Annotated in this window: 13 protein-coding genes; 9 read left to right on the top strand and 4 right to left on the bottom strand. The window is 70.4% G+C overall.

From position 1 onward, the window contains the following. The first annotated feature begins 56 nt into the window (after positions 1 to 56). A complete protein-coding gene (locus ACI2LY_RS21360; RefSeq protein ID WP_404708531.1) occupies positions 57 to 956 on the top strand; it encodes an oxygenase MpaB family protein in 900 nt (299 codons plus the stop codon). 29 nt (positions 957 to 985) lie between these two features. On the opposite strand, the gene ACI2LY_RS21355 is transcribed toward ACI2LY_RS21360, so the two are convergent. Continuing rightward, entirely contained in the window at positions 986 to 1,585 is a 600-nt protein-coding gene (locus tag ACI2LY_RS21355) for a class I SAM-dependent methyltransferase (RefSeq protein ID WP_404708530.1), read from the bottom strand. A 173-nt stretch (positions 1,586 to 1,758) separates the two neighbouring features. Between ACI2LY_RS21355 and ACI2LY_RS21350 the strand changes: the two genes are divergently transcribed. The 5 genes from ACI2LY_RS21350 (at position 1,759) to ACI2LY_RS21330 (ending at position 6,762) form a co-directional block, all read left to right on the top strand. Next, positions 1,759 to 2,532: an MHYT domain-containing protein gene (locus tag ACI2LY_RS21350; RefSeq protein WP_404708529.1), complete on the top strand. Its 774-nt coding sequence runs from the start codon at positions 1,759 to 1,761 to the stop codon at positions 2,530 to 2,532. A gap of 50 nt (positions 2,533 to 2,582) precedes the next feature. Continuing rightward, complete coding sequence (locus ACI2LY_RS21345) at positions 2,583 to 5,102, top strand: nitrate- and nitrite sensing domain-containing protein (protein WP_404708528.1); 2,520 nt, start codon at positions 2,583 to 2,585, stop codon at positions 5,100 to 5,102. Next, positions 5,099 to 5,536 (top strand): roadblock/LC7 domain-containing protein, encoded by a 438-nt coding sequence (locus ACI2LY_RS21340; RefSeq protein WP_388998844.1) that lies wholly within the window; start codon positions 5,099 to 5,101, stop codon positions 5,534 to 5,536. The genes ACI2LY_RS21345 and ACI2LY_RS21340 overlap by 4 nt, the downstream gene beginning before the upstream one ends. A gap of 18 nt (positions 5,537 to 5,554) precedes the next feature. Further along, positions 5,555 to 5,968, top strand: a complete 414-nt coding sequence (locus ACI2LY_RS21335) for a DUF742 domain-containing protein (RefSeq protein WP_404708527.1) — start codon at positions 5,555 to 5,557, stop codon at positions 5,966 to 5,968. Positions 5,969 to 6,159: 191 nt separating this feature from the next. Continuing rightward, positions 6,160 to 6,762, top strand: a complete 603-nt coding sequence (locus tag ACI2LY_RS21330) for an ATP/GTP-binding protein (protein WP_393593258.1) — start codon at positions 6,160 to 6,162, stop codon at positions 6,760 to 6,762. 7 nt (positions 6,763 to 6,769) lie between these two features. Here ACI2LY_RS21330 and ACI2LY_RS21325 read toward each other — a convergent pair whose 3' ends face one another. Beyond that, positions 6,770 to 7,198, bottom strand: coding sequence for a PPOX class F420-dependent oxidoreductase (locus tag ACI2LY_RS21325; protein WP_388998835.1), 429 nt, complete (start codon positions 7,196 to 7,198; stop codon positions 6,770 to 6,772). Positions 7,199 to 7,290: 92 nt separating this feature from the next. Between ACI2LY_RS21325 and ACI2LY_RS21320 the strand changes: the two genes are divergently transcribed. Together ACI2LY_RS21320 and ACI2LY_RS21315 are read left to right on the top strand one after the other, a co-directional pair. Next, positions 7,291 to 7,704: a roadblock/LC7 domain-containing protein gene (locus ACI2LY_RS21320; protein ID WP_161150532.1), complete on the top strand. Its 414-nt coding sequence runs from the start codon at positions 7,291 to 7,293 to the stop codon at positions 7,702 to 7,704. A gap of 122 nt (positions 7,705 to 7,826) precedes the next feature. Next, positions 7,827 to 8,561, top strand: coding sequence for a DUF6397 family protein (locus ACI2LY_RS21315; protein WP_404708526.1), 735 nt, complete (start codon positions 7,827 to 7,829; stop codon positions 8,559 to 8,561). Between the two features lie 316 nt (positions 8,562 to 8,877). Here ACI2LY_RS21315 and ACI2LY_RS21310 read toward each other — a convergent pair whose 3' ends face one another. Both ACI2LY_RS21310 and ACI2LY_RS21305 read right to left on the bottom strand, forming a co-directional pair. Beyond that, positions 8,878 to 9,744, bottom strand: coding sequence for an acyl-CoA thioesterase II (locus tag ACI2LY_RS21310; RefSeq protein ID WP_135786954.1), 867 nt, complete (start codon positions 9,742 to 9,744; stop codon positions 8,878 to 8,880). Between the two features lie 19 nt (positions 9,745 to 9,763). After that, complete coding sequence (locus ACI2LY_RS21305; RefSeq protein ID WP_404708525.1) at positions 9,764 to 12,277, bottom strand: DEAD/DEAH box helicase; 2,514 nt, start codon at positions 12,275 to 12,277, stop codon at positions 9,764 to 9,766. Between the two features lie 145 nt (positions 12,278 to 12,422). Between ACI2LY_RS21305 and ACI2LY_RS21300 the strand changes: the two genes are divergently transcribed. After that, on the top strand, positions 12,423 to 13,217 hold the full coding sequence (locus ACI2LY_RS21300; protein WP_404708524.1) for a metal-dependent hydrolase: 795 nt from the start codon (positions 12,423 to 12,425) through the stop codon (positions 13,215 to 13,217). The last annotated feature ends 14 nt before the right edge of the window (positions 13,218 to 13,231 follow it).

Genomic DNA, 13,231 nt, shown 5'->3' with positions numbered 1-13,231 from the left:
ATGTCCCGTTGCTCAAAGTAGAGTTGAAATTCCGGCCGCATAAGGGGGACCTCACGGTGAAACGCTTCGAGCGGCTCGACCGGATCCGGCGGCTGGACCCGGTCGCCGACGCCGCGGAGATCTACCGTCTCAGCGCCGCGTTCGAATTCCCCTGGGACTACACGCGAGCGCTGGAACTGGCTCTGTACCGCACCTACGCCGTCCCCGCCATCGGCCGGCTGCTCGCCGAGACGGCGGAGCTGACCGAGCGCTCGCAGCGGCGGTACGACGACACGGCCCTGCTGCTCGACACCATCATGGAACACGGCTTCGCCGCCCGCGAGGGCCTTACCGCGATCCGGCGCATCAACCAGATGCACCGCAGCTACGACATCAGCGACGACGACATGCGCTATGTGCTGTCGACCCTCGTCGTGATGCCCAGACGCTGGATCGACACCTACGCCTGGCGGCGTCTGTCCCGGCACGAGATCGTCGCCACCACGGAGTACTACCGCACCCTCGGGCGGCACATGGGCATCCCCGGCATCCCGGAGACGTTCGAGGAGTTCGAGGCCCTCCTCGACTCGTACGAGAAGGAGCACTTCGCCTGGGACGAGCGGGCCCGGCAGGTGTCCGACGCGACGCTCGACCTCATGGCGTCCTGGTATCCGCGGCCGCTCGCGCCGCTGTTGCGTTCGGCGACGCTCGCCCTGCTCGACGAGCCGCTGCTGCGTGCCTTCCGCTATGAGGCTCCGAGCGCTACGGTCACCGCGCTCGCGCGTCGCGCCGTACGGACACGCGGGCGGCTGGTCAGGCTGCTGCCTCCGCGTCGAGCGCCCCATTTCGCGCGGCAGAACCGGGAGATCAAGAGCTACCCGAACGGCTACCGCCCCGCTGACCTGGGCACGCGCCCTGTGCCGGGAATGGGTGGTTGCCCGGTGAGGCAGACGAAATCGGCCGACGCGGTGGAGTGAGACGAGGGCCCGCTTCGGGCAAGTTGGTCTCAGGACTCGCGGACCGCCAGCGCGAGGAAGTAGTCGGGCTCGTCGACGTACGAGGTCATGCGCCAGCCGGAACGCGCCAGGAGGGGGCCGAGGTTGGCCTCCGCCCGCAGGTCGCCGGGGGTGAGCTGCCTGCCCTGGCGAGCGGCCAGGGCGGCCCGGCCGATGGGGTGGAACAGGGCGAGCGTGCCACCGGGCCGCACCACTCGGGCCAGTTCGCGCAGGTTCTCGTTCGGTTCGGGGAGGTGCGCGATGAGCCCCGCCGCGAAGACGGCGTCCAGGGTCTCCGACCGCAGGGGGAGCGTGGTGACATCCGCGAGCAGCAGCGCCCCCTCCTCGCCGCGCCCGGCCCGAGCGGCGGCCTCGACCATGGCCGGGGTGAGATCGGCCCCGATCACCGTCCCGGACGGTCCCACAGCCGCGCGCAGCGACGGGAGCGCGCGGCCCGTGCCGCACCCCGCGTCGAGCACCCGGCCGCCCGCGCTCAGCCCCATGTCGGACACGGCCGCCGCGTAGGCGGGACCGTCGTCGGGAAACTTGCTGTCCCAGTCGGCCGCCCGCGCGGTGAAGAACTCCTGGACGTGCGTGTGGTCGTCACTCATACTCCGATGATCTCTCACCAGGACCGCTGACGCCCCCCGCGCATGGTTCGAGCGCGATGCGATCTTTTCACCACAACTCCACGTCATGTTCGGACACCCCCCGCGTCATGTTGTGCCAGCTTTCGAAACGCGCCCCCTCTGTACGCCCCTGCCCCGGCTAGCGTCCGGAGGCCATGGGACACCTTGACCACGCGGCCTTCGGCTGGCTGACCCCGACGCTCTCGTATGCGATGGCCTGCATCGGCGCCGCACTCGGCCTGCGCTGCACCGTGCGCGCGCTGGCCACGACCGGCCGGGCCCGGCGCAACTGGCTGATCACCGCCGCTTCGGCGATCGGGACCGGCATCTGGACCATGCACTTCGTGGCCATGCTCGGCTTCCGCGTCAGCGGCACCGACATCCGCTACGACGTGCCGCTGACCATCCTGAGCCTCGTCGTCGCCATGGTCGTCGTGTGCGCGGGCGTCTTCGCCGTCGGCTACAGCAAGGACCGTAACCGCGCCCTCCTGATCGGCGGCCTCACCACCGGCCTCGGCGTCGCCAGCATGCACTACCTGGGCATGGCCGCGGTCCGGCTGCACGGGGACGTGACCTACGATCCCGTCCTCGTCGGCCTGTCGATCGTGATCGCGGTGGTGGCCGCCACGGCCGCGCTCTGGGCGGGCCTCAACATCAAGTCCCCGCTCGCGGTCACGCTCGCCTCCCTCGTCATGGGGGCGGCCGTCAGCAGCATGCACTACAGCGGCATGTTCGCGGTCAGCGTCCACGTCAGCCCCTCGGGCGCGACCCTGCCGGGAGCCACGGCCATGCAGTTCATCTTCCCGCTCGCCGTGGGCCTCGGCTCCTACCTCTTCATCACCTCGGCCTTCGTCGCCCTCTCGCCCACGGCGGACGAGCGCCAGGCGTCCGCCACGGCCCAACAGCCCGTCGAGGGCGCCGCCCGCTGACGGAAGCCCGGCACCCAGAGCCCTTGACCCACTGCCCGAGCGAGGAGGCCATGCGCCCACCCCGTAGCACTCCCAAGGCCGGACCACCGGCGCAGTCCCCGACCCCGCTACGCGGCCGACGCGCGCATGCCGGGCCACCGGCCGACGAGGGACCGGACCCGTACCTCGACATGTCGCCGGACTACGCGCCCACGCGCGCGGGCCGCTGGCACATGCGCCCCCGGACCGTGCGCGCCAAGGTGGTCTGCCTCCTCATGGTGCCGGTGGTCTCCCTCCTCGCGCTGTGGGCCTACGCCACCGTGACCACCGCCCAGGACGTCTCCGGACTGCGCGAGTCCCAGCGCGTCGACGCCGAACTGCGCACCCCTGTCGCGGTCGCCGTCGCCGCCCTGCAAGCGGAACGCGCCGCCGCCGTGCGGTACGCCGCCGAACCGGACGCGGCACGCGGGAACGACCTCCGCGGCCTCGCGGCCACCACCGACCGCGCGGTGTCCGAACTGCGACTCGGCGACGACAGCACCGTCGCCGCCGGGCAGCAGCTCCCCGCCGGAGTAGGCAGCCGCCTGGAGACCTTCGTCGGCGGCGCCGAGCAGCTCCGCACGGTGCGTGCCGCCGTGCTCAGCCGCCAGGCGGACTGGGCGAAGGCGTACGACCGGTACTCCCGGACCATCGACGCCGCGTTCGCGGTGGACGGTGCCCTCTCCGGCATCCAGCGGGCCGATGTCGGCTCCGACGCGCGTGTGTTGCTCGAATTCTCCCGAGCAGCTGAAGCACTGGCCCAGGAGAACGCCGTCCTCGCGAGCACGGGCCCCGGCGACGAGCTTGGCGGCCCGCGGCTCCGGCTGCTGGACGGCGCCGTCGCCAACCGGCGCGCCCTCACCCAGGTCGCCGTCGCCGACCTGCCCGCCGCCCAGCGCGCCGCCTGGAACCGTGTCGCCCACGGCAGCGCCTACCTCGCCCTCACCGCCACCGAGGACCGCGTCCTCGCCGCGGGCTCCGGCGCCAAGGCGGCCGACACGGCGCCCGGTTCGGCCTGGGCCACCGCCCACGCGCGCGTGCAGGCGGACATGAGCACCATCGCGGCGGACACGAGCCGGGCGGTCGCGGGCCGCGCGGACCCCTTCACGCACGGGCTGCTGAGCCCGGCCGGTGCCGCCGTGCTCTTCGGCCTGGCCGCAGTCGTCGCCTCGCTCGTGATCTCGGTCCGGATCGGACGCACGCTCGTGGTCGAGCTGGTGAGTCTGCGCAACGACGCTCTGGACATCGCCCGCCGTAAACTCCCGGCGGCCATGCGGAAACTCCGCGCGGGCGCCGACATCGACATCCGCGCCGAGGCGCCCGCAGGACCGCCCGCGGAGGACGAGACCGGGCAGGTGGCGGAGGCCCTGACGACCGTGCACCGGGCCGCCCTGCACGCCGCGGTGGAACGCGCCGAACTCGCCAGCGGCATCTCCGGCGTCTTCGTCAACCTCGCCCGCCGCAGTCAGGTACTGGTCCATCGTCAGCTCAGCCTGCTCGACAGCATGGAGCGCCGTTCCGACGACCCGAACGAGTTGAGTGACCTGTTCCGGCTCGACCACCTCACCACACGTATGCGGCGCCACGCCGAAAGTCTGATCATCCTTTCCGGGGCGGCACCCGGCCGGGCCTGGCGGATGCCGGTGTCCCTGACCAATGTCGTCCGCGCGGCGGTCTCCGAGATCGAGGACTACGCGCGCGTCGAGGTCCGCCAGCTCCCGGAGGCAGCCGTCATCGGGGCGGCCGTCGCCGACCTCACCCACCTGCTCGCGGAACTGGTCGAGAACGCCGCCCAGTTCTCGCCGCCCCACACGCGCGTGCGCGTGTCCGGCGAACCGGTCGGCAACGGCTACGTCCTCGAAGTCGAGGACCGGGGCCTCGGCATGAGCGCCGAAACCCTCGTGGAGGCCAACCGGCGCATCGAGCAGTCCGAGGCCCTCGACCTCTTCGACAGCGACCGCCTAGGCCTCTTCGTGGTCAGCAGACTCGCGGCCCGCCAAGGCATCAAGGTGCACCTGCGCACCTCCCCGTACGGCGGCACCACCGCCGTCGTGCTCCTGCCGACCGCCCTGGTGCACCAGGGCACTTCGGAGCAGCCCGTGGCGGAACCCCCGGTCGAACGAGAGCCGGAACGCGAGTACGCGCGCGTGCCCGACGCTCCCGTGCCAATCCCGGCCGTGGTGACCACGCAGGCCGAGCGGCCCGCCCTGGCCGCCACCGTGCCACCGCCCGCCGAACCCGTCCCCGACACACCGCCGCCCGGAGTCAGCACCTTGAGGCCCCACCGTCCGCCGACCGACTCCGAGTCCTCGGACGATCTTCCACGCCGCGTGCGCCAGGCCAGCCTGGCACCTCAGCTCCGCAAGGAGCGCCCGGCCGAACCGGCGGCGGAACCCGAACCCCTTGAGGACGAGGAGCGGACCCCCGAAGTTGTGCGGGACCGCATGGCGGCCTACCGCGACGGCTGGGTACGCGGTGGCGGTCGCCGCCCCGGCCGCCTCGCAGCAGCGCCCATCACGGGCAGCGACAGCACCGAAGGAGAACCGGCATGATCCAGGAGCCGAACACGACCGTGAACCAGCGATCCGGCGAACTCGACTGGCTCCTGGACGACCTGGTCAGGAGAGTGGGCGAGGTACGTCACGCCGTCGTGCTGTCCAACGACGGCCTCGCGGTCGGAGCCTCCACCGGCCTCGGCCGCGACGACGCCGAACACCTCGCCGCCGTGGCCTCGGGTTTCAACAGCCTGGCCAAGGGCACGGGACGCCACTTCGGCGCGGGCGGCGTCCGTCAGACCATGGTGGAGCTGGACGACGCCTTCCTCTTCGTGGTCTCCGCGGGGGACGGGTCCTGTCTCGCCGTCCTCACGGCGGCGACCGCCGACATCGGCCTGGTCGCCTACGAGATGGCACGCCTGGTCAGGCGCGTGGGCGAACACCTCTACACCGCACCGCGCGTCGCCTCACGGCCGCCTGCGGCAGGCTGACCGGGAAGGCCGGAACGGATGACCGAGAACCCGCCGGGCGACCTCCGGGACGAGGGCAGCCAGTGGTACGACGGCGAGGCGGGGCCACTGGTGCGCCCCTACGCCATGACCGGCGGGCGCACCCAGCCAGGCCCCACCGGAGTCCCCTTCGACCTCATCGCCCTCGTCACCCTCGATCCCGCCGCACCCGGCACGGACGAGGACAGCGCGCTCGGTCCGGAACACCGGACCCTGATCGAGCTGTGCCGCACCGAGACACAGTCGGTCGCGGAACTCGCTGCGGACGCGGACCTCCCCGTGGGAGTGGTCCGAGTGCTCCTGGGCGACCTGCTGGAACTGGGCCGCGTCACCGTCAGCCGCCCGGTACCACCGGCCCAACTGCCGGACGAGCGGATTCTGCGCGAGGTCATCGAAGGGCTGCGGGCCCTGTAGATGAACGTTCACGACCGACCCGGCGCCTCTTTGATCGCCGTTCCGCATGCTTCCGGTGGTCAACCGGCCGGAAGTCGGTCACATCTGGTGCTTTTCAGTCCGAACCCCCGAGGCGGTGTCGAAGTTGTCATGATGCTGACCTCACGCCCCGAACACGTCGACCGCAGCCGGCCCTCCCGAGAGAAGTGATCATGGCCTCTGAGCACGTCGAAGCCGCCGACGACATCTCCGCCCTGGCGCTGAAGATACTGGTGGCGGGGGGATTCGGTGTCGGCAAGACCACCCTGGTCGGCTCCGTCAGCGAGATCCGGCCCCTGCGCACCGAGGAACTGCTCAGCGAGGCGGGCCAGCTGGTCGACGACACCGACGGCGTGGACCACAAGGTCACCACGACCGTGGCCATGGACTTCGGCCGCATCACCATCCGCTCCGGCCTCGCCCTGTACCTGTTCGGGACGCCGGGACAAGACCGCTTCTGGTTCATCTGGGACGAACTCTCGCAAGGAGCCCTCGGCGCCGTGGTCCTCGCCGACACCCGCCGACTGGAGGACTGCTTCCCGGCGGTCGACTACTTCGAGCACCGGCGCATTCCGTTCGTCGTCGCCGTCAACTGCTTCCCCGGCGCACGCCCCTACGGTGCTCTTGACGTCTCGCGCGCCCTCGACCTGGACCAAGGGACACCCGTGGTGCTCTGCGACGCCCGCGACCGCGACTCCGGCAAGGAAGTCCTGATCCGCCTCGTCGAGTACGCCGGGCGCATGCACACCGCCCGGCTTCTCGACTCGGTGAGCTGAGCCCGCCTCAGTCCGCGAGGTCCTGCACGGCGACCACGTGGTCGATGTGCACCCTCACCAGCAGTTCACCCGGAACGCCGTTGCGGGCGCCGAACTCCTCGGCGCGGTCCTCGCCCATGTACCGCGCGGCGATCCGGGTCGCCCACCGGCGGATGTCGTCCAGATCCTCGGACAGACGGGCCTGGCCGTTCAGCACCACGAACGAGAACGGCGGCCGGTCGTCGTCCACGCAGAGCGCGACTCGTGGGTCACGGGCGAGATTGCGCCCTTTCACTGTCTCCTCACCGGTGTTGAAGACCAGCTCGTCACCGTCGAGCAGGAACCAGATCGGGGCGATATGAGGGCTTCCATCGGCCCTTACGGTCGCCAGCTTGCCGGTCCGGGTGCCGTCCGAGACGAACGCCCGCCATTCCTCGTCGGTCATCTTGTGTGCCATACGCCCATCCTGCTTGCCCGGACGCCGGAGGTGGGGAAGGCTTGCGGAAAGCTCCTCCAGCCAGGGGGAGAGGCCACACGGGGAGACGGAACATGGCGCAGAACCAGGGACTGGGATGGCTCCTGGACGATCTCACCCAGCGCGTGGATCACGTGCGGCACGCGCTGGTGCTCTCGAACGACGGACTGGTCACCGGGGCGAGCACCGGACTACGGCGCGAGGACGCGGAGCATCTGGCGGCGGTGTCCTCCGGACTGCACAGCCTGGCCAAGGGCTCGGGACGCCACTTCGGCGCGGGCCGCGTCCGCCAGACCATGATCGAGTACGACGACGCCGTACTGTTCGTCACCGCCGCCGGACCCAGCAGCTGCCTGTGCCTGCTGAGCGGTGCGGAGGCGGACATCGGCCAGATCGCCTACGAGATGACGCTGCTTGTGAACCGGGTCGGCGAACACCTCGGGGTGAATGCCCGGCAGCCCGAACACACTCCGGTATCCGAGCTCTGACCTGCGGATCAGCGGAGCCCGGAGAGTTATCCACAGGCTCGGCACGGAGTGCGCGGCTCCGGCTACGGTGTGTGCACGGCTAACGCACAGGGCGTGAGTCGGACTCCACGGGGGAGCATGCCATGCCGGGAATCACCATCGCGTCCGTGACCACCCTGACCCCAGAACGCCCCGCGCGTTGCGCGCCGAGCCGCGCGGCTCGAGAACTGGGTCTCAAGCGCTACGAGTTCGACCTGGCCGTCCAACTCGGCCGCATCCGCACCGTGCCCGACGAGGGAGGCGGGGGCCGCCGAGTCGACTGGGCGGAGATCGCCCGCCTCCAGGCGCAGAAGGGTTTTCCCGAGACGCTCCGGGCGCGGGTGCGGATCGTGGGCACCAAGGAGGGCGCCTCCCTCATGGGTGTCTCCGACGGCAGGTTCGCCCGGCTTGCCCGGCTGGGGCTGCTGGTGCCCGTGCACTTCTACCTCAACCGGTACCGGGCCGTGGTGTGGCTCTATCTGGCCGAGGAACTCAGGCAGTTCGCGGCGGACGACGACCACGCCGAACTGATCAGGGGCAGGACGCCCGAGACACTCAGGAGCCAGCTGATGGCCGGGCTCGATCTGCGCCCGCGCAACTGGCGGGGACGTCATCTCGGATTCCTGCTGCGCCAAGCCGAGGACCCGTGGACGCGAGCCGGAGCCATCGCCGCCTTCCTGCCGGAGGCCGAGATCGCGGGGATCGTCAAGAGTCCCTATGAACGCGCTCGATTGAATCGGCTCCGGCCCGCCCTGCCCGACCACGGCGCCCCCGGGTCCCCCTCCGCGCTGCTCGGCGAGGAGATCATGACCGCGCGGGAAGCGGACGAGATCGCCTGATTGAGCGCGGACCTGTCCCGACAACTGGAGGCGACACGCGTGCCGCCGCACGTCTCGTCACCAGCACCTGGCCCACGCGATCACACGACGCGAAGGGCGCGCGTACGGCGACTGCCCACAGCGCCAGTGCCGCGAACTCCCGCACCGGCAGCGGCGAGCGACACCGCCGCAGCGCCCGTCCGCTCCGACGAACCGACCCCTCGGCCGGTCGCCCACGGCGGACACACGCCCGCATCGGACGTGCCGCGACCGCCCCGAGGGCTGCTGACCTGGCTGTGCCGCAGAACTCCTCGGAGCGCGCTGACCGGACGTCACGCTAGAGGGACCTGAACAGACCCTCCTGGACGACCGACACCAGCAGTTGCCCGTGCACGTCGTAGATGCGCCCGCGGGCCAGGCCACGGCCGCCGATGGCGATCGGGGACTCCTGGTCGTAGAGGAACCACTCGTCGGCGCGGAAGGGACGGTGGAACCACATGGCGTGGTCCAGCGACGCCATGTCGAAGTTCCGCTGACCCCAGAGCGGCTCGATCGGAATGCGGACCGCGTCCAGCAGGGTCATGTCGCTGGCGTAGGTCAGCGCGCAGGTGTGGACCAGCGGGTCGTCACCGAGCGGTCCCACCGCCCGCATCCACACGGCGCTGCGCGGCTCGGCGCCGTCGATGTCGTCGGCGTTCCAGCGCAGCCGGTCGACATAGCGGATGTCGAAGGGCTGGCGGCGCGCCATCAGCTCCAACTGCTCGGGCAGCGCGCCCAGGTGCTTCCGGATCTCCTCGGCCACCGGCGGCAGCGACTCGGGGTCCGGCACCACACGGGCCGGAGGCAGCTGGTGCTCGAACGGTCCTTCCTCAGGCTTGTGAAAGGAGGCGGTCAGATTGAAGATCGTGCGGCCCTGCTGCACCGCCGTGACGCGCCGCGTGGTGAACGAGCGTCCGTCACGGACGCGCTCCACCTGGTACACGATCGGCACGCCTGGGCGGCCCGGACGCAGGAAGTACGCGTGCAGCGAGTGCACGGGGCGGTCACCTTCCGTGGTGCGCCCCGCGGCGACCAGCGCCTGGCCCGCCACCTGGCCGCCGAAGACCCTCTGGAGGGACTCCTGCGGGCTTCGGCCGCGGAAGATGTTGACCTCGATCTGCTCCAGGTCGAGCAGATCGACCAGGCTCTCGGCCGGATTCGTCATCGGTGGGTTTCTCCTGTGTTCACAACTGGCCGACATCGGTGACACGGACGACCGCACGGCCCTCCGCGTCGGAAGCGGCGAGATCGACTTCCGCGCTGATGCCCCAGTCGTGGTCATCATCGGGGTCGTCGAAGATCTGGCGGACGCGCCACAGACCGTTCTGCGGCTCCTCCTTGATCACCAGCAGCTTGGGACCGCGGGCGTCGGGGCCGGTGCCGAGGTCCTCGTACTCGTCCCAGTACTTGTCCATGGCCTCGCCCCACGCGTCCGCGTCCCAGCCGGACTCGGCGTCCATCTCGCCGAGTTCGTCGACCTGGTCGAGTGCGGCCAGCTCCACGCGGCGGAAGAGGGCGTTGCGGACCAGCACGCGGAAGGCGCGGGCGTTGGTGGTGACGGGCTTCACCTCGTCGGCCTTCTCCTGGGCCTCCTCGGCGGTCATCACCTCGGGGTTGGCCAGCTGCTCCCACTCGTCCAGAAGGCTGGAGTCCACCTGGCGGACCATCTCACCGAGCCACTCGATCAGATCCTGCAGGTCCTCGGACTTCAGGTCGTCCGGGATGGTGTGATCGAGAGCCTTGTAGGCGCCGGCCAGGTAGCGCAGGACGATGCCCTCGGTGCGGGCCAGCTCGTAGAGGGACACCAGCTCCGTGAAGGACAGGGCCCGCTCGTACATGTCGCGGACGACCGACTTCGGCGACAGCGGGTGGTCGCCGACCCAGGGGTGGCTCTTGCGGTACGTGTCGTAGGCGTGGAAGAGCAGCTCTTCCATCGGCTTGGGGTAGGTGATGTCCTGGAGCCGCTCCATGCGCTCCTCGTACTCGACGCCGTCCGCCTTCATCAGGGCCACGGCCTCACCGCGCGCCTTGTTCTGCTGGGCGGCGAGGATCTGTCGCGGGTCGTCCAGGGTGGACTCGACGACGGACACCATGTCGAGGGCGTAGGACGGCGACTCGGGGTCGAGGAGTTCGAAGGCGGCGAGCGCGAACGTGGACAGCGGCTGGTTGAGCGCGAAGTCCGACTGGAGATCGACCGTGAGCCGCACGATCCGGCCCTCGGCGTCCGGCTCGTCGAGCTTCTCGACGATGCCGCCGTCCAGCAGCGAACGGTAGATGGCGATCGCGCGGCGGATGTGCCTCAGCTGCTGCCTGCGCGGCTCGTGGTTGTCCTCCAGCAGGTGCCGCATCGCCTCGAAGGCGTTGCCGGGCCGGGCGATCACCGACAGCAGCATGGTGTGCGTCACCCTGAACCGCGAGGTCAGCGGCTCCGGATCGGCCGCGATCAGCTTCTCGAAGGTGCTCTCCGTCCAGCCGACGAAGCCCTCCGGAGCCTTCTTGCGCACCACCTTGCGGCGCTTCTTGGCGTCGTCCCCCGCCTTGGCGAGGGCTTTCTCGTTCTCGATGACGTGCTCGGGCGCCTGTGCGACGACCAGTCCGGCGGTGTCGAAGCCGGCGCGCCCGGCCCGTCCCGCGATCTGGTGGAACTCGCGGGCCCGCAGGGTGCGTACCCGGTTCCCGTCGTACTTGGTCAGCGCCGTGAACAGCACGGTGCGGATGGGCACGTTGACGCCCACACCGAGGGTGTCCGTGCCGCAGATGACCTTCAGCAGACCGGCCTGGGCGAGCTTCTCCACCAGGCGCCGGTACTTGGGCAGCATGCCCGCGTGGTGGACGCCGATGCCGTGCCGTACGTAACGGGAGAGGTTCTGGCCGAACTTGGTGGTGAAGCGGAAGTTGCCGATCAGCTCGGCGATCCGGTCCTTCTCCTCACGCGTGCACATGTTGATGCTCATCAGCGCCTGCGCCCGTTCCACGGCCTGCGCCTGCGTGAAGTGCACGATGTACACCGGAGCCTGCCGGGTCTCCAGCAGCTCGGTGAGCGTCTCGGTGAGCGGGGTGAGCCGGTACTCGTAGGAGAGCGGTACCGGGCGCGTGGCCGAACGGACCACGGCGGTGGGGCGGCCGGTACGGCGGGTGAGGTCCTTCTCGAAGAAGGACACGTCGCCGAGCGTGGCCGACATCAGGATGAACTGCGCCTGCGGCAGCTCCAGCAGCGGAATCTGCCAGGCCCAGCCCCGGTCGCCCTCAGCGTAGAAATGGAACTCGTCCATCACCACCTGGCCGATGTCCGCGTCCTTGCCGTCACGCAGCGCGATGGACGCCAGAACCTCGGCCGTGCAGCAGATCACGGGCGCGTCGGCGTTCACCGAGGCGTCGCCGGTCAGCATGCCCACGTTCTCGGTGCCGAAGATCTTGCACAGCTCGAAGAACTTCTCCGAGACCAGGGCCTTGATCGGAGCGGTGTAGAAGGTGACCTCGTCGCGGGCCAGCGCCGCGAAGTGCGCCCCGGCGGCGATCATGCTCTTACCGGAACCGGTCGGCGTCGAGACGATCACGTTCGCCCCGGACACCACCTCGATCAGCGCCTCTTCCTGGTGGGGATAGAGGGTGAGGCCGCGATCCTGGGCCCACGACTCGAAGGATTCGTACAGGGCGTCGGGGTCGGCGGTCTGCGGCAGCTGATCGATGAGGGTCACGCCCCCATCTTGCCTGGCCATGCCGTCAACCGGGGAATCGGCTGCGGGCGTCAAGATCATGGAGGCTACGCTGTGTCGCCGACGGAGCATCAGCACCGCAGGTCAACTGGACAGCGGCACACGAGGAATGGGGCGGGACACGGCCATGATGGGACCAGCACACTCACTGTCGGGGGCCGCGGCCTGGCTGGGCGTCGGAGCGGCCGCCGCGGCCTCCGGGTACCCGATGCCCTGGCCGGTCCTCCTGGTAGGTGCCCTGGTCTGTGCGGGTGCCGCGCTCGCCCCCGACCTGGACCACAAGGCGGCCACCATCTCGCGGGCCTTCGGACCCGTGTCCCGCTGGATCTGCGAGATCGTCGACAAGCTGTCGTACGCCGTCTACAAGGCGACCCGGAAGCCGGGCGACGCGCGTCGGTCGGGTGGTCACCGCACCCTCACCCACACCTGGCTGTGGGCGGTTCTGATCGGGGTGGGCAGCTCCGCGGTGGCGATCACCTGTGGCCGCTGGGGCGTCCTGGGCATCCTGTTCGTGCACATGGTGCTGGCCATCGAAGGTCTGCTCTGGCGGGCGGCACGTGGTTCCAGCAGCGATGTGCTGGTGTGGCTGCTCGCGGCGACCAGCGCCTGGATCCTGGCAGGAATGCTGGACAAGCCGGGCCAGGGTGCCGACTGGCTGTTCACGGCCCCCGGCCAGGAGTACATGTGGCTGGGCCTGCCGGTCGTGCTGGGCGCCCTGGTCCACGATCTCGGGGACGCGCTGACCGTGTCCGGCTGCCCCGTCCTGTGGCCGATCCCGGTGGGCCGCAAGCGCTGGTACCCGATCGGGCCGCCGAAGCCGCTGCGCTTCCGGGCGGGCAGCTGGGTCGAGCTGCGGGTGCTCATGCCCGTGTTCATGCTGCTCGGGGGAGTGGGCGGCGCGGCGGCCCTCAACTTCATCTGACGAGGCGCTTCCCG

This window comes from Streptomyces sp. NPDC002176 (genome assembly GCF_044903645.1).
Classification (GTDB): Bacteria; Actinomycetota; Actinomycetes; order Streptomycetales; family Streptomycetaceae; genus Streptomyces.
The sequence above is the reverse complement of the archived record's forward strand: the minus strand, read 5'-3'. Positions and strand labels throughout refer to the sequence as shown.